Raw genomic sequence first — 22,595 nt, forward strand, 5'->3', positions numbered from 1 at the left:
GGCGATGCGCGGTGATGTGTGTGCAAATCGGGCCATCTCCCCGATGAGGTGGGCGAACGTCTCCTAGCGGACCCCCGTCCTCGGTCGCTGCGAAGATGTGCCAGAGTTGCCACGTCCGCCCTGTCGGCACGTACCGTACGGCCACACAGGCGGGACCAGGTGGGGCAGCGGGAAGGGGCAGCCGGTTTGACCACGCACGCACCGCAGGCGGCGCAGGCCGTCACCCTGCCCGGCACGCTGGACGAGGCCGTGGCGGCACTCACCGCCATGCCCGCCGCCGTACCCGTGGCGGGCGGCACCGACCTGATGACCGCCGTCAACTCCGGTCAGCTCAGGCCCGCCGCGCTGGTCGGCCTCGGCCGGATCAGCGAGATCCGCGGCTGGCAGTACCAGGACGGCCACGCCCTGCTCGGCGCCGGACTCACGCACGCGCGCATGGGCCGCCCCGACTTCGCCGCCCTGATCCCGGCGCTCGCCGCCGCCGCGCGCGCCGCGGGCCCGCCGCACATCCGCAACGCCGGCACCCTGGGCGGCAACATCGCCACCGCGGCCCCCACGGGCGACGCGCTGCCCGTGCTGGCCGCCCTGGAGGCGACGCTGATCGTCGCGGGCCCGGGCGGAGCCCGCCGGGAGGTCCCGGTGTCGCACCTGCTGGCGGGCGTGGAGATGCTGCGCGCCGGTGAACTCATCGGGTACGTGCGCGTGCCCCTGCTGCACGCTCCGCAGGTCTTCCTCAAGGCGACCGGTCGCACCGGCCCGGGGCGGGCCCTCGCCTCCGTCGCGCTGGTCCTCGACCCGGCCCGGCGGGGGGTGCGGTGCGCCGTGGGAGCCATAGCGCCGATGCCGCTGCGGCCCCTGGAGGCCGAGCAGTGGGTCACGCAGCTGATCGACTGGGACAACGGCCGTGCGATCGTCCCCGAGGCGCTCACCGCCTTCGGCGAGTACGTCGCGGCGGCCTGCATCCCCGACGCGCCCGAGGCCGAGGACGGGTCGGTCCCACAGCTTCCGCCCGCTGTACTGCACCTGCGGCGCACCGTCGCCGCGCTGGCCCGACGAGCACTGGGGAGGGCGCTGTCGTGACCGACGACCAGCACGGAGAGGGCACGCCCCAGGGCGGCGGACGCTGGGACCCGCTGCCCCAGGGCGACTACGACGACGGCGCCACCGCCTTCGTGCAGCTCCCCGAGGGCGGCATCGACGCGCTGCTGGCCGCCGCCGACAGCCCGCTCGCCGCGCCCGGCCACGGCTACGTGCCGCCGCAGATCACGGTCACGCCCGGCCCCGGCACCGACCCCGCCGCCCCCGGCACCTGGGGCGTGCCCCCTGAAGGGGCGCGGTGGCCCGAACCGGGCGCGGCGCACCAGGGCGCCGGCCAGGACCGGTTCACGTACGACCCCGGGGTCGCCGGGCAGTGGCACTTCGAGGAGGCCGCCGGGCAGCAGGGCGACGCCGGGCAGCCGCAGGCCGCCCCCGCGCCCGGCCACGACGTGACCGGGCAGTGGTCCATCCCGGTCGCGAACGGCGACCTCCCCGACGAGTCGGGCGAGTTCACGACGTCGGCGCTGGTGGAGCAGTGGGGCGGCACGCCGCCGGCCACGCTGCCGGGCGGCGCGCCCGCGCCCTGGGCCACCGGCACCGGGGAGCCGTGGGGCCACGCCGCGGGGCAGCGGTTCTCCACCGACGCCCCCGAGGCGCACCCGGCGGACGGCACCGGGGCGGGCGCCGCGGGGCACGGCAGTGCCCAGGGGGCGCCGGGGGGCCAGGAGGGCGTGCAGACGCCCGAACGGCCCGCAGGGGCGCCGCAGGACGCGCCGGAGGCGCCGGAGGGCGCACAGGCCGCCGAGGGCCCGTCCCAGGGCCCTGGCGAGGACCTCGCCGGAGCCGGGAGCCCGGCCGCGCAGGCCGCCGAGGAGGCCGCGCCGGCCGGGTTCGCTCCGACGGCGGACGCGCAGGCCGGGGCCGCGCCCGCCGGGGATGTGCCGATCGGGGCCGTACCGACTGGGGCCGCGTCCGCCGGGGACGTGCAGAACGGGGCCACGCCCGCCGGGAACGCGCCCGCCGGGGACGTGCCGATCGGGGCCGCGCCCGCCGGGGACGTGCCGATCGGGGCCGCGCCCGCCGGGAACGTGCCCGCCGGGGACGTGCCGATCGGGGCCGCACCCGCCGGGGACGTGCCCGCCGGGGACGTGCAGAACGGGGCCGTATCCGCCGGGGACACGCAGGCCGGGAACGCGCAGGCCGGGGCCGTACCGGTCGGCGACGCGCGGAGCGGGACCGTACCGGTCGGGCCCGAGTCCGCCGGGGAGCCGGTGCCCGCCGGTCCCGGGAGCGAGCCGGACGCCGCGGCGGCGGGGCCGGCCGGCACCGTCCCGCACGAGGAGCACCCCCTCGCCTCGTACGTGCTGCGCGTCAACGGCAGCGACCGTCCCGTCACCGACGCGTGGATCGGGGAGTCGCTGCTCTACGTGCTGCGGGAGCGGCTCGGCCTCGCGGGCGCCAAGGACGGCTGCTCGCAAGGCGAGTGCGGGGCGTGCAACGTCCAGGTCGACGGGCGGCTCGTCGCCTCCTGCCTGGTGCCCGCGGTCACCGCGGCCGGCAGCGAGGTGCGCACCGTGGAGGGCCTGGCCGTCGACGGGCAGCCGTCGGACGTGCAGCGGGCACTCGCCAGGTGCGGTGCCGTGCAGTGCGGCTTCTGCGTGCCCGGCATGGCGATGACCGTGCACGACCTGCTGGAGGGCAACCCGGCGCCGACCGAGCTGGAGAGCCGCCAGGCGCTGTGCGGCAACCTGTGCCGCTGCTCGGGCTACCGGGCCGTGCTGGAGGCCGTCCAGGACGTCGTCGCCGAGCGCGCGGCGCACTCCGCGCCGGACGCGCCCGAACACGACGCCGGCGAACCGCGTATCCCTCAGCAGGCGGGCCCCGGGGCCGGCGTCAACCCGTCGGCGTTCGAGTCCCCCGGGACACCGCCCGGACCGCATGACCAGCCGTACGGACAGGGACAGGACGGAGGCCAGGCGTGAGCGACGAAGCCGCCACCGCGACCACCACCGCCGAGGCGGTACCCGCCGCGGAGCCGCTCCCGCACGGCCTCGGCGCCTCCCTGCCCGCCGCCGACTCCCGCGCCAAGACCGAGGGCACCTTCCCGTACGCCGCCGACCTGTGGGCCGAGGGCCTGCTGTGGGCGGCCGTCCTGCGCTCACCGCACCCGCACGCGCGGATCGTGTCCATCGACACCTCCCACGCGCGCGAGATGCCCGGCGTGCGGGCCGTCGTCACCCACGAGGACGTGCCGGGCTCCCCGCTGCACGGACGCGGCAAGGCCGACCGCCCGGTGTTCGCCTCCGACCTGGTACGCCATCACGGCGAACCGATCGCCGCCGTCGCCGCCGACCACCCGGACACCGCGCGGATGGCGGCGGCGGCCGTCATCGTCGAGTACGAGGTGCTCGACCCGGTGACCGACCCGGAGCAGGCCTTCGAGGCGGAGCCGCTGCACCCCGACGGCAACCTGATCCGGCACATCCCGCTGCGGCACGGCGACCCCGACGCGGCCGGCGAGGTCGTCGTCGAGGGCCTGTACCGCATCGGCCGTCAGGACCCCGCCCCCATCGGCGCCGAGGCGGGCCTCGCGGTCCCGCGCCCCGACGGCGGCGTGGAGCTGTACCTCGCCTCCACCGACCCGCACACCGACCGCGACACGGCCGCCGCCTGCTACGGGCTGGAGCCCGAGCGCGTCAAGGTCGTCGTCACCGGCGTGCCCGGCGCCACCGCCGACCGCGAGGACCAGGGCTTCCAGCTCCCGCTCGGCCTGCTGGCGCTGAAGACCGGCTGCCCGGTGAAGCTGACGGCCACCCGCGAGGAGTCCTTCCTGGGCCACCCGCACCGCCACCCCACGCTGCTGCGCTACCGCCACCACGCCGACGCCGAGGGCACCTTGGTGAAGGTCGAGGCGCAGATCCTGCTGGACGCGGGCGCGTACGCGGACACCTCGGCCGAGGCACTGGCCGCGGCGGTCGCCTTCGCCTGCGGCCCGTACGTCGTCCCGAACGCCTTCATCGAGGGCTGGGCCGTACGCACCAACAACCCGCCCTCCGGCCATGTGCGCGGCGAGGGCGCGATGCAGGTCTGCGCCGCCTACGAGGCGCAGATGGACAAGCTGGCCAAGAAGCTCGGCATCGAACCGGCGGAACTGCGCCTGCGCAACGTCATGGCGACGGGGGACGTCCTGCCCACCGGTCAGACGGTGACGTGCCCGGCACCGGTCGCGGAACTGCTCCAGGCGGTACGGGACTTCCCGCTGCCCAGGCTCCCCAAGGACACGCCCGAGGACGAGTGGCTGCTGCCCGGCGGCCCCGAGGGCGCGGGCGAACCGGGTGCGGTGCGCCGGGGCGTCGGCTACGGGCTGGGCATGGTGCACATGCTCGGCGCGGAGGGCGCCGACGAGGTCTCCACGGCGACCGTGAAGGTGCAGGACGGCGTGGCGACCGTGCTCTGCGCCGCCGTCGAGACCGGGCAGGGCTTCACCACCCTCGCCCGGCAGATCGTCCAGGAGACGCTCGGCATCGACGAGGTGCACGTGGCGCCGGTCGACACCGACCAGCCGCCGGCCGGCGCCGGCTGCCGCGGCCGCCACACCTGGGTGTCGGGCGGTGCGGTGGAACGCGCGGCGAAGATGGTCCGTACGCAGCTGTTGCAGCCGCTGGCGCACAAGTTCGGCATGTCCACCGAGCTGCTGCAGATCACCGACGGCAAGATCACGTCGTACGACGGGGTGCTGTCGACCACCGTGACCGAGGCGCTGGAGGGCAAGGAGCTGTGGGCGACCGCGCAGTGCCGCCCGCACCCGACCGAGCCGCTGGACGGGGCCGGGCAGGGCGACGCCTTCGTCGGGCTCGCCTTCTGCGCGATCCGCGCGGTGGTGGACGTCGACATCGAGCTCGGCTCGGTACGGGTGGTGGAGCTGGCGGTCGCCCAGGACGTCGGCCGGGTGCTGCACCCGGCGCAACTGGCGGCGCGCATCGAGGCGGGCGTCACGCAGGGCGTCGGGATCGCCCTCACGGAGAACCTGCGCACGCCCCGGGGCGTCATACGGCATCCCGACCTCACCGGCTACGCCCTGCCGACGGCGCTGGACGCGCCCGACATCCGGATCGTGAAGCTGGTCGAGGAGCGGGACGTGGTCGCGCCCTTCGGCGCCAAGGCGGTCAGCGCGGTGCCGGTCGTGGCGTCGCCGGCGGCGATCGCCGCGGCGGTGCGGGCGGCGACGGGCCGGCCGGTGAACCGGCTGCCGATCCGGCCGCAGGCGGCGGTGGTGACGGGGCAGTGAGGCTGCTCGACCGCTGACGTTCGCTCAGTGACGTGTGCTCAATGGCATGCGCCTGCTGACGTTCGCTCAGTGACGTGTGCTCAATGGCACGCGCCTGCTGACGTTCGCTTGCTGAAGTTCGCTGACTGTTCGCGCAGGTCGGAGCCGTTGTCAGTGGTGGCGCGTAGTGTGCTGGGCAGTGGGGACGGCCGCGCGGGCACGGACGGCGGGCGTACCCCCTGGACCAGCACGCGCCGGGGGAGCCATGAGCACGATCGACGCCGCTGTCGCGGTGATCACCCTGACCGAGGACCAACTCGACCCGTACGTCACCCACGCGCCCACGCGCCGCTGGCTGACGGGTCCCGGACTGCCGGGCGGCAGCGCCCTGATGACGTTCGAGGCCCTGCGCAGCAACGGCCTGCGGACGGTGGCCGACTCCACGTCCGAGCCCGACCGCCTGGTGGCCCGGCTGCGCGAACAGCTCGTCATAGGCGGCCTGTCGGTCCCGGACGGCCTCCAGTCGGAGTCGGTGCTGCTGGACGGCGCGACCGGCGAGGTCTCCACCACGTACGTCTTCCACGACCGCCCCGACCTGATGGACAGCCGCCCGCTGGCCCCGTCGCTGCGGACGCTGGTGCGGTTCGCCGCGGCGACGGAGGAACTGGCGGATCTGCGCGGCCAGTTCGCCTCCTACGCCGGGCGCTTCGGGCCGAAGGCGGTGGCGGAGGCGACGCGGCAGCTGCTGGCGGTGTTCGAGGAGGGGACGGGACCGGACGGCGCGCTGCCGCCGTACTGGCGGATGGCGGCGCTGATCCGCCCGCTCGCCCTGATGGCCGGCCCCGGCACCCGGTCCGGCCTCGCCCTGGACCTGCCGCCGCGCCTGCTGGACCGGGAGTTCGGCCCCGGCCGGATCGCCCGCTTCGAGGACGTCGACTTCCCCACCACCCTCACCCACCAACCGACCCGCCGCTTCCTGCGCGAGACCGGCCTGCCCGAGGACGGCTTCCTCCTCCGCCTCGACACGGACGTCCCGCTGCCCACCCTGACCGAGTACTACACCGACGAGCGCCCCGGCGACCTCCCCGCCGACCGGCTCCCCGACCGGGCCGGCCACCTGATACGCCTTGGCCACCTCGTCGAGGGCAACAGCCTGGTCGTCGACGGCGCCACGGGCGAGGTCCTGAACTGGAGCGAACCCGAGGCGAGACTCCGCCCTCTCAACACGGACCTGTCCACCCTCGCCTTCACCCTCTGGCTGCTGCACCGCGAGAAGGCCATCGACGCCGCCTCGGACCACGAGCTGACGACCGAGGCCTACGACCAGCTCGCGGCGACGATGATCGACGTCCTGCGCCGGATCGACCCCACGGGCACGGTCGACCGCTCGGGCTGGCACGCCTGGACGGACCTGCTCCGGGACGAGACGTGCGGCGTTCTGTAGGACCTCGGCAGCCGGGCGAAACGGGTGCGTCCTCGCAGCCGTCATCGGTCCGTGCCGGCATCCGTTCCTCGTGCCCCTCGCGTTCCGCCGCCGGGAAACTCGGCGAACCCTCCGGAAACCGCCTTCGAGGAGGTGAGGCCTGTTCTACGGGCGGCTGCGAACGACTTGGACGCAGGAGCGGCGCTCTGCCGAACGTCCCGTTCGGGTCCTGGAGGCCGTGGCGGGAATGGAACCCGCGTGGTGGATGGTCCGATCTGGAAGCCCGAGACGGACCGGCCCGATGACGACGACGGAGCGGCCGGCGCCCTCGTACCGGCCAACTGAGACGGCAACTGAGACGGACACGGCAAAAGGGCGGCACCTCGGGAAGGGTGCCGCCCTGTCGTCCTGCCTGGTCAGGCCATCCAGAGGCCGTGGCGGGAATCGAACCCGCGTAACCCGCTTTGCAGGCGAGTCCCTCAACCACTCGGGCACACGGCCGTGTGCTGTGACGTGCTTCGACCGTAGGGGTGGGGAGGCCGGGCCTCAAGAGAAGGGGCGGGGGTGCAACAGGACTGCCATACGCCGTTCATGAAAGGGGGGGACTACGCCGGAGGTCTGAGGCGATCACCGACTTTTGACAGGGGTCATATCGGGTCGTGCCCCTTACGCTGGCGGGTATGAGTGCCCTGGACCCGCGCGACACCGACGTCGCGGCCGCCCCGCCCGCCCCGTCGGCCCCCGACAGCGAAGGGGTGCTGGGCCGGTCGTACCGGGCGCTGAGCGTGGGCATCGTCTCGGTCGTGCTGCTGATCGCCTTCGAGGCCACGGCCGTGGGCACGGCGATGCCGGTGGCGGCGCGGGAGCTGAACGGGGTGCCGCTGTACGCGTTCGCCTTCTCGGCGTACTTCACGACGAGCCTGTTCGCGATGGTGCTGGCCGGACAGTGGTCGGACCGGCGGGGGCCGCTCGCCCCGCTGACCACCGGGATCGCCGCCTTCGCCGCGGGACTGCTGCTGTCCGGCACGGCCGGGGCGATGTGGCTGTTCATCCTCGGCCGGGCGGTGCAGGGGCTCGGCGGCGGGATGGTGATCGTGGCGCTGTACGTCGTGGTAGGACGGGCGTATCCGGAGCGGCTGCGGTCGGCGATCATAGCGGCGTTCGCGGCGAGTTGGGTGGTGCCGTCGGTGGTCGGCCCGCTCGCGTCGGGCGCGGTGACCGAGCACCTGGGCTGGCGCTGGGTCTTCCTCGGCATACCGGTGCTGGTGCTGCTGCCCGTGGCGCTCGCGCTGCCCCGGATCCGTACGCGGGCGTCCGGACCGGTGGCGGACGGGGCCGGGCCGGGCTCCTTCGACCGGCGCCGTATCCGCCTCGCCCTCGGCATCTCGTTCGGCGCGGGCCTGCTCCAGTACGCCGCGCAGGACCTGCGCTGGCTCGCCGTGCTGCCCGGCGCGGCGGGCGCCGCACTGCTGGTCCCGGCGGTCCTGGGCCTGCTGCCGCGCGGTACCTGCCGGGCGGCGCGCGGACTGCCCTCGGTCGTGCTGCTGCGCGGCGTCGCGGCGGGGTCGTTCATCACCGCGGAGTCCTTCGTGCCGCTGATGCTGGTCACCCAGCGCGGCCTGTCCCCCACGCTCGCCGGTTTCTCGCTGGCGGCGGGCGGGGCGACCTGGGCGCTGGGCTCATGGCTGCAGTCGCGCCCGCGCCTGGAGCCGTACCGGGAGCGCCTGACGACGCTGGGCATGCTGCTGGTCGCCGCCGCCATCGCCGCCGCCCCGAGCGTGCTGCTCGACCGCGTCCCCGTCGGGGTCGTGGCCGTCGCCTGGGGCTTCGGCTGCCTGGGCATGGGCCTGGTGATCTCCTCCACCAGCGTGCTGCTGCTCCAGCTCTCCGCCCCCGACCAGGCCGGCACCAACTCCGCCGCCCTGCAGATCTCCGACGGCCTCTCCAACGTCCTCCTGCTCGCCGCGGGCGGCGCCGCCTTCGCGGCCCTGGGCGGCGGCACGGTGACCCACGGGGCGACCGCGACCACGGCCGCCCACCCGGCCGCGTTCGCGGCGGTGTTCCTGCCGATGGCGGCGGTGGCGCTGCTGGGAGCCTGGGTGACGACGCGGTTGCGGCGGCGGTGAGTGGTACCGGTGGTACCGGTGGTGCGGGCGTGTAAACGGCGTCGGCCGTGCAGGTGGTGCGGTGGCGTGGGCGGTGCAGGCGGTCCGAGTGGTGGGCGGCGTCGGTCCGTACCGGGAAGTGGCGCGGGACGGGTGGGGCGCTGTGACGTCGGTCCCACCCTCGGGCGACCCGGGGGAGTTCGCGTCCTGGCGGCGGGTGGCCGCCGGTAGGGTGGCCCGGTCGTCCCACCCGGCCGCGCCGCCCCGACCCCCACGGAGACCGTGACTACCACCGCCGCCTCCTCGTCCTCCCATCACCTCTCGCCGGCGTTCCCCGGCCGCGCCCCCTGGGGCACCGCCAGCAAGCTGCGCGCCTGGCAGCAGGGCGCGATGGAGAAGTACATCCAGGAGCAGCCGCGTGACTTCCTGGCGGTCGCCACGCCCGGCGCCGGCAAGACGACCTTCGCGCTGACACTGGCGTCCTGGCTGCTGCACCACCACGTCGTGCAGCAGGTGACCGTGGTCGCGCCCACCGAGCACCTGAAGAAGCAGTGGGCGGAGGCCGCGGCACGCATAGGGATCAGGCTCGACCCCGAGTACAGCGCCGGGCCGCTCGGCAGGGACTACCACGGGGTCGCGGTGACCTACGCGGGTGTCGGCGTACGGCCCATGCTGCACCGCAACCGCGTCGAGCAGCGCAAGACCCTCGTCATCCTGGACGAGATCCACCACGCCGGCGACTCCAAGTCCTGGGGCGAGGCCTGCCTGGAGGCCTTCGAGCCGGCGACCCGGCGGCTGGCGCTGACGGGTACGCCGTTCCGGTCGGACACCAACCCCATCCCCTTCGTGACGTACGAGGAGGGCGCGGACGGCATCCGGCGCTCGTCGGCCGACTACACGTACGGCTACGGCTCCGCCCTCGCCGACAACGTCGTCCGCCCGGTGATCTTCCTGTCCTACAGCGGCAACATGCGCTGGCGGACCAAGGCCGGCGACGAGATCGAGGCGCGGCTCGGCGAGCCGATGACCAAGGACGCGATCAGCCAGGCCTGGCGCACCGCGCTCGACCCGCGCGGCGACTGGATGCCGGCCGTGCTGCGCGCCGCCGACCAGCGGCTGACCGAGGTCAGGAAGGCGATCCCGGACGCGGGCGCGCTGGTCATCGCCTCCGACCAGGACTCGGCCCGCGCCTACGCCAAGCTGATCCGGGACATCACCGGCCACAAGGCGACCCTGGTGCTCTCCGACGACGCGGGCGCCTCCGACCGGATCGACGAGTTCAGCAACAGCACCGACCGCTGGATGGTCGCCGTCCGCATGGTGTCCGAGGGCGTCGACGTGCCGCGCCTCGCGGTCGGGGTGTACGCGACGACGATCTCCACGCCGCTGTTCTTCGCACAGGCCGTCGGCCGTTTCGTGCGGTCCCGGCGGCGCGGCGAGACCGCGTCCGTGTTCCTGCCGACCGTGCCGGACCTGCTCTCCTTCGCCAACGAGATGGAGCGCGAGCGCGACCACGTGCTCGACAAGCCGAAGAAGGACGGCGAGGAGGACCCGTACGCCGAGGAGGACAAGCTCCTCAAGGAGGCGGAGCAGCAGAAGGACGAGGACACCGGCGAGCAGGACATGCTGCCCTTCGAGGCGCTGGAGTCCGACGCCGTCTTCGACCGGGTCATGTACAACGGCGCCGAGTTCGGGATGCAGGCCCACCCGGGCAGCGAGGAGGAGCAGGACTACCTCGGCATCCCGGGTCTGCTGGAGCCCGACCAGGTGCAGCTGCTGCTCCAGAAGCGGCAGGCGCGGCAGATCGCGCACAGCCGCAAGAAGCCGGACACCGAGGCCGACCTGCTGGAACTGCCCGCCGAGCGGCGGCCGGTGGTCAGCCACAAGGAGCTGATGGAGCTGCGGCGGCAGCTCAACAACCTGGTCGGCGCGTACGTCCACCAGAGCGGCAAGCCGCACGGGGTCATCCACACCGAACTGCGCCGGGTGTGCGGCGGCCCGCCGAGCGCGGAGGCGACGGCGGGGCAGCTGCGGCAGCGGATCGCCAAGGTGCAGGAGTGGGCCACGCGCATGCGGTGACGCCGGTGCCGTGCCCTGGCCGAGGCGCACCCTCTGTCTGTACCCGGCCGCGGGCCGGTGGCGGTCGCTCGCGCGGTCCCCGCACCCCTTGGGGGGCGCTGTGAGCCCGTGCGGATGAGGACAAACCGGAGTACCCCCTCCCGGTCTCTGACCGGATTCTGGACGGAGACTTCCGCTCAGCGGACCGGCTCGCTACTGTCCCGCTACGCACACGCCCCGTGGCAGCGCCGCCGCGGAGCGCAGCCGTGAAGCGACTGGGCCCGGACCGCCGGCCGGGCCGTCAGCCGATCGGCGGCCTCTGAGGCGCGTCGCTGACGGGACTCGGCGACGCATCCACCGCTAGGGGGCTGCCGACCTCACCACTAAGGAGTGGGCGTCGTGACCGCGGAGACCTCTCAGACACTCGACCGGGGACTGCGGGTCCTCAAACTGCTGGCCGACACGGACCACGGGCTGACCGTCACCGAGCTGTCCACCAAGCTGGGGGTGAACCGGACCGTCGTGTACCGCCTGCTCGCCACCCTGGAACAGCACGCGCTGGTCCGCCGCGACCTGGGCGGGCGCGCGCGGGTCGGGCTGGGGGTGCTGGGGCTCGGCCGGCAGGTGCACCCGCTGGTACGGGAGGCCGCGCTGCCCGCGTTGCGGTCGCTGGCCGAGGACATCGGGGCGACGGCGCACCTGACGCTGGTGGACGGGGCGGAGGCACTGGCCGTCGCCGTGGTCGAGCCGACGTGGACCGACTACCACGTGGCCTACCGGGCCGGGTTCCGCCACTCGCTGGAACGGGGCGCCGCCGGCAAGGCGATCCTCGCCGCCCGCCAGCGCCCCAGCAGCGACCCTGGCTACACCCTCACCCAGGGCGAACTGGACGCCGGCGCGTGCGGCGCCGCCGCCCCGCTGGTCGGCGTGAGCGGCGTCGAGGGCAGCGTCGGCGTGGTCATGCTGGCCGACGCGGTCCCGGAGCGGGTCGGACCGCGCGTGATGGACGCGGCGCGCGAGGTGGCGGAGGCGCTGCGCTGAGGCCGGACGGAAGGACCGGAACCGGCAGCGGCGCGAACACGTTCGCGCGCTGACGCCGGGTGCGGCGGCGACCAGCAGTGGTGTACCCCCCTGACGCCGGACGGTATCGAGCCCGGCAGCGGTGCGGATCCCTTGTTGACGCCGGACGGTGTCGGCCCGGGCTGGCAGCGGTGCGGACCCCTTCGCTGACGCCGGACGGTGTGGGGACGGGCCGGCAGCGGTGCGGACCCCTTCGCTGACGCCGGACGGTGTGGGGACGGGTGGTGGTGCGAAGGTCGCGCTGACGCCGGACGGTGTGGGGACGGGCCGGCAGCGGTGCGGACCCCTTCGCTGACGCCGGACGGTGTGGGGACGGGTGGTGGTGCGAAGGTCGCGCTGACGCCGGACGGTGTGGGGACGGGCTGGCAGCGGTGCGGACCCCTTCGTTGACGCCGGACGGTGTGGGGACGGGTGGTGGTGCGGACCCCTTCGCTGACGCCGGACGGTGTGGGGACGGGTGGTGGTGCGAATGCCGCGCTGACGCCGGACAGGATCGGGACCGGCCGTGGCGGGGACACCCCCGCGCGTTAGATTGACTCCGTGCTCTCTCGTCTCACACGCCCTTGGGCCCTCGCCGTCTGCGCCCTGCCCGTCGTCGGTCTGATCGCCGTGGCCGGGCTCGCGCCGTTGCCGTTCTCGGTGGCGCAGCCGGGGATGACGGCGAACGTGCTCGGCGAGGACCGGGGCACACCGGTGATCACCATCTCCGGTGCGCCGACCCGGGAGACCAGCGGGCAGCTGCGGATGACGACCATCGAGGCGACCGGCCCGGACACCCGGGTCCGGCTCGGTGACGTGCTCGACGGCTGGTGGCGCACCGACCAGGCGGTCATGCCCCGGGACGCCGTCTACCCGAGCGGCGACACCGTCAAGGAGATCGAGCAGCACAACGAGGCCCAGATGCGCGCGTCCCAGGACGCGGCGACCGAGGCCGCGCTCGCCCACCTCGGCCTCGACGGCAAGGGCATCGAGGTGGACCTCGAACTGGCCGACGTCGGCGGCCCCAGCGCCGGTCTGCTGTTCTCCCTCGGCATCATCGACAAGCTGGAGGGCGACGGCAGCGGCGGCGACCTCACCGGCGGGCGCACCGTGGCCGGCACCGGCACCATCGCGGCCGACGGCACGGTCGGCGCGGTCGGCGGCGTCGCCCTGAAGACCCAGGCCGCCCGCCGGGACGGCGCGACCGTCTTCCTGGTCCCGAGCGCCGAGTGCGCCGACGCCAAGTCGGAACTGCCCGCGGGCCTGCGCCTGATCCCGGTCACCAACCTGAAGGGCGCGGTCCAGTCCCTGACCGCGCTGGAGAGGGGCACGGGCGCGGTCCCCAGCTGCTGAGGCCCGCCCGGCCGCTCATCCCGCCCGGCCGCTCATCCCGCCCGGCCGCTCATCCCTCCCGCACGAACCCTTCCTGCACCAGCCAGTCCAGCGCCACCTGGTGCGGGTCCTCGCCGTCCACGTCCACCTTCGCGTTCAGGCTCTGGGCGACGGAGTTGTTCAGCTTCTTGGTGATGGGGTCGAGGATCCGCGTGATCGCCGGCCATTCCTCCAGGGTCCTGGTGTTGATCACGGGGGCCGCGTTGTAGTTCGGGAAGAACTTCTTGTCGTCCTCCATCACCACCAGGTCCATGGACTTGATGCGGCCGTCGGTCGTGAAGACCTCGCCGTAGGTGCAGCCGCCCTTCGCCGTCTGGGTGTAGATGATCCCGGTGTCCATCTGGGTGATCCGGGACGGCGGGATGTCCATGCCGTACGCCTTCTCCATGCCCGGCAGCCCGTCCTCCCGGTTGGCGAACTCGCCCTCCACGCACAGCGTCACCGCCTCCGGGTCCGACGCGGCCAGCCCGGCCACGTCCGACAGGGTCCTGGTGCCGTACTTCCGGGCGTTGGCCTGGTTCATCGCCAGCGCGTAGGTGTTGTTCAGCGTCGACGGCGCCAGCCAGGTCAGGCCGTTCCTCCGGTCGGCGTCGCGCACCGCCTCCCACTGCTGCCGCGGGTCGGGGATGGGCTCGCTGTTGCCCAGGTACGTGATCCAGGCCGTGCCCGTGTACTCGTACCCGGCGTCCGCCTCGCCGCTCTTGACCGCCTCCCGCGAGCCGACGGACCCCTGGATGCCGGTGCGGTCCAGCACGTTCGCGCCCGCCGCCTCGAAGGCGATCCCCATGATGGCGCCCAGGATCAGCTGCTCGGTGAACTCCTTCGAGGTGACCGTCAGATCGGCGCCCTTGAGCGGCTCGCCCTGCCCGATCGACCCGGGCCGCACGTCGTCGACCATCGGGGAGCCGCTGGTCAGCCCGCAGCCGGAGGCCAGCGCGAGCACCGCCGCCAGGACCGGCAACCGCCTCATGTCCCCACCTCCAGACCGCGCGGCCGCAGCAGCAGTTCCGCCAGCGAGGCCAGCCAGTCCACCAGCAGGGCCAGCACGACGGTCAGGATCGAACCCAGGATCAGCACGGGCATCCGCTGACTGGTGATGCCGGTCGTGATCAGCACGCCCAGGCCGCCGCCCCCGCCGAACGTCGCCAGCGTCGCCGTACCGACGTTGAGCACCAGGGCCGTACGCACGCCCGCCAGGATCAGCGGGACCGCCAGCGGCAGCTCCACCCGGGTCAGCACGCCCGCCGGGGACATGCCGATGCCGCGGGCCGCCTCCAGCAGCGTCGGATCGTTCGCCCTGAGGCCGGCGATCGTGTTCGACAGCACCGGCAGGATGGCGTAGGCGATGATGCCGATCAGGGCCGCCCGGCGGCCGACGCCCAGCCAGATCAACAGCAGGGCGAGCAGGCCGATCGCCGGGGTCGCCTGGCCCATGTTGGCGAACGCCATGGCTACCGGGGCGATCTTCCGGAACGCCCCGCGGGTCAGCAGGATGCCCAGCGGGATCGCGATGACCAGCACGAAGAACGTGGAGATCGCGGTGAGCTGGACGTGCTCCCACAGCGCCTCGGACACCTGGCCGCCGGACAGCGCGTTCTGCGAGATCGCGTCCAGGTCGGCCTGCCGGAACCACAGCCAGGTCGCCAGCAGCACGGCCACCACGAAGGCCGGCAGGAACGTCAGCTTCCGCCAGCCGACGCGCGGGCCGGTCCGGCTCGGCGGAGGCGGCGGCTCCCGGTCGCCGGGCACCTCGCCCTCGTCCCGGAACACGTGCCCGTGGACGTCGTGCTCGCCGGGGGGACGGCTCTGGTCCGCAGAGGTGGTCACGCCTTCGGCTCCCCTCCGTGCCCCTCCTGTTCCGCGTGCGTCTGCGCGGACCGCGTCTCCTCCAGGTCGTGCTGGTGCTCCATGGCCTCCAGCCGGTCGGCCTCCAGCAGTTCGTGCACGGAGTTCATCAGCGTCTCCATGTCGACGACGCCTGTGTACTCGCCGCGCCGCCCGGTCACCGCGACCCGCCCGGTGTTGTCCGTGAGCACCGCCTCCAGCGCGTCCCGCAGGGTGGCGTCCCGGGTGACCGTGTCGTGCACCAGGGTCCCGGCCCGGGCCAGCGAGCCCTTGGCCCGCATCAGGTCGCCCCGCCGGAGCCACTTGTAGGGGCGGCCCCGCTTGTCCAGCAGCAGGATCTCGTTGGTGCCGCTGGAGCGGAGCCGGTTGAAGATGATCTGGAGCGGGTCGTCCACGGTCACCGTCGGATAGTCGGTGATCTCCACGTCCCGTACGCGGCTGAGGTTCAGCCGCTTCAGCGCCGCGCCGGCGCCGACGAAACCGGAGACGAAGTCGTCCGCCGGGTTGGTGAGGATCGCCTCCGGGGTGTCGAACTGCGCGATGTGCGACCGCTCGCGCAGCACCGCGATCCGGTCCGCCAGCTTGATCGCCTCGTCGAAGTCGTGCGTGACGAACACGATGGTCTTGTGCAGCTCGCGCTGGAGCCGGATCAGCTCGTCCTGGAGGTGGTCCCGGGTGATCGGGTCCACCGCGCCGAACGGCTCGTCCATCAGCAGCACCGGCGGATCGGCGGCCAGCGCCCGCGCCACGCCCACCCGCTGCTGCTGCCCGCCGGACAGCTGGCGCGGGTAGCGGCCGTGGAACTCGCCCGGATCGAGCCCGACCAGGTCGAGCATCTCCTCGACCCGGTCCCGGATCCGCGTCTTCGACCAGCCGACCATCTTGGGCACCAGCGCGATGTTCTGGGCGACCGTCATGTGCGGGAACAGGCCGGACGCCTGGATGGCGTAGCCGACCTTGCGGCGCAGCCCGACCGGGTCGATGTGGGTGACGTCCTCGCCGTCGATGCGGATGCGGCCGCCGGTCGGCTCGATCAACCGGTTGATCATCTTCAGGGTCGTCGACTTCCCGCACCCGGACGGGCCGACGAAGACGACCGTCTCACCCGCCTTGATCTCCATGCTGACGTTGTCGACGGCGGGCTGCGGACTGCTTGGGTACCGCTTGCTCAGGTTCTCCAGCTCGATGGTCGCGCCATGGGACTCAGACACGGATCCCCCTAGAAATGGTCAGCCGCCCGATCAGGACGTACGCGGCGTCGAACAGCAGGGCCAGGACGATGATCCCGAGCGTGCCCGCGAGCACCTGGTTCAGCGCGTTCGCGCTGCCCAGGGAGGCGATTCCGCGGAAGATCAGGTTGCCCAGGCCGGGGCCCGAGGCGTACGCGGCGATGGCGGCGATGCCCATCAGCATCTGGGTCGAGACCCGGATGCCGGTCAGGATCGGCGGCCAGGCGAGCGGCAGCTCGACCCGCACCAGCCGCCTCGTCCGGGACATGCCGATGCCGGTGGCCGCGTCCACCAGCGCCGGGTCGACGCCGCGCAGTCCCACGATCGCGTTGCGCACGATCGGCAGCAGTCCGTACAGCGTCAGCGCGATGACGGTGGGCGGCACGCCGAGCCCCACGATCGGGATGAGCAGACCGATCATGGCCAGCGACGGGATGGTGAGGATGCTGGAGGTGGCGAGGGTCGCCAGGTCGCCGGCCCACGCGGAGCGGTAGGTGCCCACGCCGATCAGCACGCCGAGCACGGTCGCCACGACCATGCACTGGAAGACGACGCTGGCGTGCTGGTAGGCGTCGACGAGCAGCTGCTGGTGGCGGTTGCCGAGGTACTCCCAGAAGTTCACACACCCTCACCCCGCCACGTCGGTCGCTCCGTCCGTCGCCTTCCCGTTGATCGTCGACTCACTCCTGGAGCGCCGCCTGCTCCACCAGCGGGATGATCCGCAGCGGAACGGGGTTCTCCATCACGATCGCCGTGGCGGCCCGCACGATGCCATCAAAGCCGACGACCCGGTCGATCACCCGCTGGAGATCGGCGTTCGAGCGGGCCACCAGACGGCACAGCATGTCCCCCCGGCCGGTCGTGGTGTGCAGCTCCAGCACCTCCGGCACGGTCGCCAAGTGCGCCCGGACGTCGGCCCCTTGTCCCTGCCGGATCTCCAGGGTGGCGAACGCGGTGACCGGGTAGCCCAGGGCCGCCGGGTCCACCTGCGGGCCGAAGCCGCGGATGACTCCGTTCGACTGAAGCCGGTCCAGCCGGGCCTGCACCGTGCCCCGCGCCACCCCGAGCCGACGGGACATCTCCAGCACGCCGATCCGCGGCTCCCGCGCCAGCAGCACGATGATCCGCCCGTCCAGTCGGTCGATCGCCACCTCAGCCTCCCGCAGTGGTCATCCTGTACAGAGAGCCCGCCTCCGGGGCCTTGCGGCTGAACACATTGCCCAGTGAACACGCAAACTATTGCGCAGCTTGTGTCACCGGGGAGACGCTGCGGCTATGACGCAGACCACACACCAGACTCCCGACACCGCACGGCGGGCCGACCCCTTCCCGGTCAAGGGGATGGACGCGGTCGTGTTCGCCGTGGGCAACGCCAAGCAGGCCGCGCACTACTACTCCACCGCCTTCGGCATGCGGCTGGTCGCCTACTCCGGACCGGAGAACGGCAGCCGCGAGACCGCGAGCTACGTGCTGGAGAACGGCTCCGCGCGCTTCGTGTTCACCTCGGTGATCAAGCCCGCCACCACCTGGGGCCACTTCCTGGCCGAGCACGTGGCCGCGCACGGCGACGGCGTCGTCGACCTCGCCATCGAGGTGCCGGACGCGCGGGCCGCGTACGTCCACGCCGTCGAGCAGGGCGCCCGCCCGGTCGCCGAGCCCCACGAGCTGAAGGACGAGCACGGCACGGTCGTCCTCGCCGCGATCGCCACCTACGGCGAGACCCGGCACACCCTGGTGGACCGGTCCGGCTACGACGGCCCGTACCTGCCCGGCTACGCCGCCGCCGACCCGATCGTCGAGCCGCTCGCCCAGCGCACCTTCCAGGCGATCGACCACTGCGTCGGCAACGTCGAGCTCGGCCGGATGAACGAGTGGGTCGGCTTCTACAACAAGGTCCTGGGCTTCACGAACATGAAGGAGTTCGTGGGCGACGACATCGCGACCGAGTACAGCGCGCTGATGTCGAAGGTGGTCGCCGACGGCACCCTCAAGGTGAAGTTCCCGATCAACGAGCCCGCCGTCGCCAGGAAGAAGTCCCAGATCGACGAGTACCTGGAGTTCTACGGCGGCGCGGGCGTCCAGCACATCGCCCTCAACACCCACGACATCGTCCGGACGGTCCGGACGATGCGCGCGGCCGGCGTCCAGTTCCTGGACACCCCCGACTCGTACTACGACACGCTGGGGGAGTGGGTCGGCGAGACCCGCGTGCCGGTCGGCACCCTGCGCGAACTGAAGATCCTCGCCGACCGCGACGAGGACGGCTATCTGCTGCAGATCTTCACCAAGCCGGTCCAGGACCGCCCGACCGTCTTCTTCGAGATCATCGAGCGGCACGGCTCCATGGGCTTCGGCAAGGGCAACTTCAAGGCGCTGTTCGAGGCGATCGAACGGGAGCAGGCCAGGCGCGGCAACCTCTGACCCGGCTCAGGCCGCCGGAACGTCCACCTCCGGCGGCTCGCCGAGCTCCTCCAGCACGCCGCGCGCCACCGGTGCCCACAGCGGCGAGAAGTACGGGTTGATCCGCAGCGCCTCCGCCAGATGCCGCCGGGCCGGCCCGGACCGGTCCAGGGTGTGCTCGATCATCCCCCGGTGGTAGGCGTACAGGGCGCTGCGGACGCCGCCCCCCTGCTCCTTGTCGGTGGCCCGCACGGCGTAGCGCAGCGCCTCCTCGTGCTCCCCGGCCCGGTGCAGTGCCCACCCCAGCGCGTCGGCCACCGCGATCCCGGGCTGCCTGCGCCATTCGGCCCGCAGCCGCCGCAGGGCCTCCCCGGGATCGCCGTGGTCCGCCTCGAAGCGGCCCAGCACCAGATCCTCGTCCACCCCGCCCGCGGTGGCGCTGCGGACCTGCGCGCGCAGCAGGTCGAACTGCGCGTGGGCGGCCTGCTCCAGCCCCAGCGACTCGTACAGCTCGCCCAGTTCCAGCGCGTACTGCGGCGACGGCTGGGCGGCGAGGGCCAGCCGGTAGGCGCTCAGCGCCTCCGACGTCCGCCCCAGCGCCGCCAGCACGCGCCCCTGCCCGGCCTGCGCGGCCCGCTGGTCGGGATCGAGCCGCACCGCCTCCGTGAAGTGCCGCAGGGCGACCTCCCGGTCCCCGCGCTCCCAGGCGAGGTGCCCGGCCCGCTCCAGCCAGGCCGCCCGCTCGGCCGGCGCCTCGGCGGCCGCCGCCGCGTCCGAGAGGGTGGCCGCCGCGTCCTCCCGCCAGCCCCGGTCCCAGTACACGGCGGCCGACCGGGCCATCACCGCCGGGCCCGAGTGCAGCGCCTGCAACCGGTCGAGGGTGCCGCGGGCCGCCTCGTAGTCGCCGAGACCCGTGTACGCCTCGATCAGCAGCGCGTGCGTCGTCCAGCGCTTGCGGTCCGCCTTCAGCGCGGCCTCGCCCCAGGTGCGCGCCGCCCGGAAGTCCCGGCGGGCGTTGGCCAGCGCCGCCATGCCCTCCAGCGCCTGGGCGTTGCCCCGCGGGCGCACCTTCAGCGAGGTGCGCAGCGCCCGCTCGGCGGTCGGGTAGTGCGCGGCGTCGGCCGTCCGCCGCCCCCGCTCCACGTACGCCGCCCCCAGCACCGCCCACGCCCGCGCGTCCCTCGGACGCGTCTTCAGCCGTGTCTCCTGCGCGCCGATCAGCTCCACGAGGTCCGGCAGCGCGGCCGGCACCCCGGCGGTGACCGCGGTCAGCGCCCGCTGCGCGGGGGCGAGCCGGGGCGGCGGGGCGGGCCGCGGCTGCGGGCGCGGCAGCCACAGCAGCCCGGCCACGACGAGGGCGCCCACGAGCAGGGCGAGCAGCCCGCCCGTGACCCACCGGGCGCGCCGGCGCCCCGGGCCCCCGCCCGCGCCGCGCGGATCGCCCGTCCCGTTCTCCGTGCCGGCCTCGCTGGCGGTCTTCACACCGGTCTCCATGGCGCACACTGTGCGTCAGTACGACGACCGCGTCCCGGCAGGTGAAGGGTGCCGCAGACGGGTTCACACCGATGGCCCCGGGTGACACTCTGTGATCATGAGCCGTATCCCCGCCGCTCCCGGCGAAGCGCAGGGCAACCTCACGGACCGGCTGCTGGCGGGCCTGCCGGCCGAGGCCGTCCTCACCGACCCCGACGTCACCGCCTCGTACGCCCACGACATGGCGAGCTTCTGCCCGGCCGGCAGCCCGGCCGTGGTGGTGCTGCCGCGCACGGTCGAACAGGTGCAGCACGTGCTGCGCACCGCCACCGCCCTGCGCGTCCCGGTGGTCGCGCAGGGCGCCCGCACCGGCCTGTCGGGCGGCGCCAACGCCACCGACGGCTGCATCGTGCTGTCGCTGACCAGGATGGACCGGATCCTGGAAATCAGCCCGGTCGACCGCATCGCCGTCGTCGAACCCGGCGTCGTCAACGCCGACCTCGCCCGCGCCGTCGGCGAGCACGGCCTGTCCTACCCGCCGGACCCCTCCAGCTGGGAGACGTGCACGATCGGCGGCAACATCGGCACCGCGTCGGGCGGCCTGTGCTGCGTGAAGTACGGGGTGACCGCCGAGTACGTCCTCGGCCTCGACGTCGTCCTGGCCGACGGCCGCCTGATGTCCACCGGCCGCCGCACCGCCAAGGGCGTCGCCGGGTACGACCTCACCCGCCTGTTCGTCGGCTCCGAGGGCTCCCTCGGCGTCGTGGTGCGGGCCGTCCTGGGCCTGCGGCCCAAGCCGCCGCGGCGGCTGGTGCTGGCCGCCGAGTTCGCCTCCGCGGCCGCCGCCTGCGACGCCGTGTGCCGGATCATGGCCGGCGGGCACGTGCCCTCCCTCCTCGAACTGATGGACCGTACGACGGTCAGGGCCGTCAACGACCTGGCCCGGATGGGGCTGCCGGAGAGCACCGAGGCCCTCCTGCTCGCCGCCTTCGACACCGCCGACCCGGCCGCCGACCTCGCCGCCCTCGGCGCGCTGTGCGAGGCCGCCGGCGCCGGCCAGGTCGTCCCGGCGGACGACGCGGCCGAGTCCGAACTGCTGCTGGAGGCGCGGCGGCTGTCGCTGCCCGCGCTGGAGGCGGTCCGGGGCACCACGATGATCGACGACGTGTGCGTGCCCCGCTCCCGGCTCGGCGACCTGATCGAGGGCGTCGAGCGCATCGCCGGGAAGTACCGGCTCACCATCGGGGTCGTCGCCCACGCGGGCGACGGCAACACCCACCCGACCGTGTGCTTCGACGCGGCGGACCCCGACGAGAGCCGGCGCGCCCGCGAGTCCTTCGACGAGATCATGGCGCTCGGGCTGGAACTCGGCGGCACCATCACCGGCGAACACGGCGTGGGCGTGCTGAAGAAGGAGTGGCTGGCCCGCGAGATCGGCCCCGTCGGCGTGGAGATGCAGCGCGCCGTCAAGCAGGTGTTCGACCCACTGGGGATCCTCAACCCCGGCAAACTGTTCTGACGCGGCCTCTTCGCGAGGTAGCACAAGCATGCTCGAAAGGGGCGGGTCCGGCAGGACGGGCGGTGGGGGTTGCGCCGGTCTGATAGATGTGGAGGCCCCCTTAACACCCCCGAGCAGATACGGGACGACGGACATGAGCGCCCCAACCCCGGCACCCGGCGACGACAGGCCCCGCGAGGGCTATTACCCGGACCCCTCCATCCCCGGATACGTCCGGTACTGGAACGGAGCCGCCTGGGTGCCGGGCACCAGCCGCCCGGCACCGGCCGACGGCGAACCGCTCGCCCCGCCGCCCGGCGCGCGCCCCGCGCAGCCCGCCGTCGAGGAGACCGGCCCGCACTTCTTCGACGAGGACCCCCCGTCCGCCCACCCGGACGCCTCCGGCGCCCAGCACGGCAGCCGGCCCGCGCCCGCCTCCGCCTGGGGCGCCGACCGCGCCCGGCGGACCGGTTTCGGCGGCGACCCGGACCAGCGCGTCGCCTGGCCCGCCGCCCAGGGCTCCGACCCGCGCGTCCCCGCCGAGCCGGCGAGCGGCTCCGCCGCGCGCCCGGACGGCGTGGTGCCCGCCCCCGACTTCCCGGCACAGCCCGGGCCGGGCGGACCCGCCGCGCCCGGCGAGTCCGAGGGGGCGGACTCCGGCAACACCTTCGTGTTGCGCCGGCCGTCCGCCCCGTCCCCGGGCGCGGCCGCCGGTGCGCGGGAGGCGCCGGCCGAGGACCCGGGCACGATGACGTTCCGCGCGCTCACCCCGCGCCAGGGGCGGCAGGACGCCGGCGCGGGCGCCCCG

The 22,595-nt window shown here is 74.0% G+C and carries 17 protein-coding genes and 1 tRNA gene; 11 read left to right on the forward strand and 7 right to left on the reverse strand.

What is annotated here, in order from left to right:
- Positions 1–186: 186 nt before the first annotated feature.
- From ACFF45_RS15845 to ACFF45_RS15860, 4 genes are all read left to right on the forward strand, one after another.
- Positions 187–1,080, forward strand: coding sequence for an FAD binding domain-containing protein (locus tag ACFF45_RS15845; RefSeq protein WP_381346666.1), 894 nt, complete (start codon positions 187–189; stop codon positions 1,078–1,080).
- Positions 1,077–3,020, forward strand: coding sequence for a 2Fe-2S iron-sulfur cluster-binding protein (locus ACFF45_RS15850; protein WP_381346667.1), 1,944 nt, complete (start codon positions 1,077–1,079; stop codon positions 3,018–3,020). The genes ACFF45_RS15845 and ACFF45_RS15850 overlap by 4 nt, the downstream gene beginning before the upstream one ends.
- Positions 3,017–5,326, forward strand: a complete 2,310-nt coding sequence (locus ACFF45_RS15855; RefSeq protein WP_381346668.1) for a xanthine dehydrogenase family protein molybdopterin-binding subunit — start codon at positions 3,017–3,019, stop codon at positions 5,324–5,326. Before ACFF45_RS15850 ends, ACFF45_RS15855 begins: the two co-directional genes overlap by 4 nt.
- Positions 5,327–5,570: 244 nt before the next feature.
- Positions 5,571–6,749, forward strand: a complete 1,179-nt coding sequence (locus tag ACFF45_RS15860; protein WP_381346669.1) for an SUKH-4 family immunity protein — start codon at positions 5,571–5,573, stop codon at positions 6,747–6,749.
- A gap of 408 nt (positions 6,750–7,157) precedes the next feature.
- On the opposite strand, the gene ACFF45_RS15865 is transcribed toward ACFF45_RS15860, so the two are convergent.
- Positions 7,158–7,229, reverse strand: a tRNA-Cys gene (locus ACFF45_RS15865).
- A gap of 179 nt (positions 7,230–7,408) precedes the next feature.
- On the opposite strand from ACFF45_RS15865, the gene ACFF45_RS15870 reads away from it, so the two are divergent.
- The 4 genes from ACFF45_RS15870 to ACFF45_RS15885 all read left to right on the forward strand — a co-directional run bounded on the left by ACFF45_RS15870 (position 7,409) and on the right by ACFF45_RS15885 (position 13,303).
- The gene (locus ACFF45_RS15870; RefSeq protein ID WP_381346670.1) at positions 7,409–8,854 is read left to right on the forward strand and encodes an MFS transporter; all 1,446 of its coding nucleotides are present in this window, start codon (positions 7,409–7,411) and stop codon (positions 8,852–8,854) included.
- Between the two features lie 261 nt (positions 8,855–9,115).
- Complete coding sequence (locus ACFF45_RS15875) at positions 9,116–10,912, forward strand: DEAD/DEAH box helicase (protein ID WP_381346671.1); 1,797 nt, start codon at positions 9,116–9,118, stop codon at positions 10,910–10,912.
- A gap of 378 nt (positions 10,913–11,290) precedes the next feature.
- Complete coding sequence (locus ACFF45_RS15880; RefSeq protein WP_381346672.1) at positions 11,291–11,932, forward strand: IclR family transcriptional regulator; 642 nt, start codon at positions 11,291–11,293, stop codon at positions 11,930–11,932.
- A 579-nt stretch (positions 11,933–12,511) separates the two neighbouring features.
- The gene (locus ACFF45_RS15885; protein ID WP_381346673.1) at positions 12,512–13,303 is read left to right on the forward strand and encodes a S16 family serine protease; all 792 of its coding nucleotides are present in this window, start codon (positions 12,512–12,514) and stop codon (positions 13,301–13,303) included.
- A gap of 49 nt (positions 13,304–13,352) precedes the next feature.
- On the opposite strand, the gene ACFF45_RS15890 is transcribed toward ACFF45_RS15885, so the two are convergent.
- From ACFF45_RS15890 to ACFF45_RS15910, 5 genes are read right to left on the reverse strand one after another with little or no spacing between them, the layout of a single operon-like run.
- Positions 13,353–14,312 carry a glycine betaine ABC transporter substrate-binding protein gene (locus ACFF45_RS15890; RefSeq protein WP_381346674.1) on the reverse strand — a complete coding sequence of 320 codons (960 nt, stop codon included), beginning with the start codon at positions 14,310–14,312 and terminating at the stop codon, positions 13,353–13,355.
- Positions 14,309–15,169 (reverse strand): ABC transporter permease, encoded by an 861-nt coding sequence (locus tag ACFF45_RS15895; protein ID WP_381346675.1) that lies wholly within the window; start codon positions 15,167–15,169, stop codon positions 14,309–14,311. Before ACFF45_RS15895 ends, ACFF45_RS15890 begins: the two co-directional genes overlap by 4 nt.
- Positions 15,166–16,398 carry a betaine/proline/choline family ABC transporter ATP-binding protein gene (locus ACFF45_RS15900; protein ID WP_381346676.1) on the reverse strand — a complete coding sequence of 411 codons (1,233 nt, stop codon included), beginning with the start codon at positions 16,396–16,398 and terminating at the stop codon, positions 15,166–15,168. Before ACFF45_RS15900 ends, ACFF45_RS15895 begins: the two co-directional genes overlap by 4 nt.
- Positions 16,391–17,038: an ABC transporter permease gene (locus tag ACFF45_RS15905; protein WP_381346677.1), complete on the reverse strand. Its 648-nt coding sequence runs from the start codon at positions 17,036–17,038 to the stop codon at positions 16,391–16,393. The genes ACFF45_RS15900 and ACFF45_RS15905 overlap by 8 nt, the downstream gene beginning before the upstream one ends.
- A gap of 58 nt (positions 17,039–17,096) precedes the next feature.
- Positions 17,097–17,567 (reverse strand): Lrp/AsnC family transcriptional regulator, encoded by a 471-nt coding sequence (locus ACFF45_RS15910; RefSeq protein WP_381346678.1) that lies wholly within the window; start codon positions 17,565–17,567, stop codon positions 17,097–17,099.
- A gap of 124 nt (positions 17,568–17,691) precedes the next feature.
- Here ACFF45_RS15910 and hppD point away from each other — a divergent pair, with 124 nt between their 5' ends.
- Positions 17,692–18,837, forward strand: a complete 1,146-nt coding sequence (gene hppD / locus ACFF45_RS15915) for a 4-hydroxyphenylpyruvate dioxygenase (RefSeq protein WP_381346679.1) — start codon at positions 17,692–17,694, stop codon at positions 18,835–18,837.
- Positions 18,838–18,843: 6 nt separating this feature from the next.
- Here the strand turns inward: hppD and ACFF45_RS15920 are convergent, their stop codons facing one another.
- The gene (locus ACFF45_RS15920; protein ID WP_381346680.1) at positions 18,844–20,310 is read right to left on the reverse strand and encodes a tetratricopeptide repeat protein; all 1,467 of its coding nucleotides are present in this window, start codon (positions 20,308–20,310) and stop codon (positions 18,844–18,846) included.
- Between the two features lie 91 nt (positions 20,311–20,401).
- Here ACFF45_RS15920 and ACFF45_RS15925 point away from each other — a divergent pair, with 91 nt between their 5' ends.
- Both ACFF45_RS15925 and ACFF45_RS15930 read left to right on the forward strand, forming a co-directional pair.
- Positions 20,402–21,808, forward strand: a complete 1,407-nt coding sequence (locus ACFF45_RS15925; protein WP_381346681.1) for an FAD-binding oxidoreductase — start codon at positions 20,402–20,404, stop codon at positions 21,806–21,808.
- A gap of 133 nt (positions 21,809–21,941) precedes the next feature.
- Positions 21,942–22,595 (forward strand): DUF2510 domain-containing protein (locus ACFF45_RS15930; protein WP_381346682.1); only part of this gene is annotated, 654 nt, incomplete at its 3' end.

Origin of the sequence: Streptomyces cinereospinus, from assembly GCF_042430725.1 — a bacterium.
GTDB classification, from domain to species: domain Bacteria; phylum Actinomycetota; class Actinomycetes; order Streptomycetales; family Streptomycetaceae; genus Streptomyces; species Streptomyces cinereospinus.

Bases quoted from the DNA above. Each gene is read 5' to 3' on its own strand.
- ACFF45_RS15860 (WP_381346669.1), top strand. From the start codon at position 5,571: ATGAGCACGATCGACGCCGCTGTCGCGGTGATCACCCTGACCGAGGAC.
- ACFF45_RS15920 (WP_381346680.1), bottom strand. From the start codon at position 20,310: ATGGAGACCGGTGTGAAGACCGCCAGCGAGGCCGGCACGGAGAACGGG.
- ACFF45_RS15890 (WP_381346674.1), bottom strand. From the start codon at position 14,312: ATGAGGCGGTTGCCGGTCCTGGCGGCGGTGCTCGCGCTGGCCTCCGGC.
- hppD (WP_381346679.1), top strand. From the start codon at position 17,692: ATGACGCAGACCACACACCAGACTCCCGACACCGCACGGCGGGCCGAC.
- ACFF45_RS15870 (WP_381346670.1), top strand. From the start codon at position 7,409: ATGAGTGCCCTGGACCCGCGCGACACCGACGTCGCGGCCGCCCCGCCC.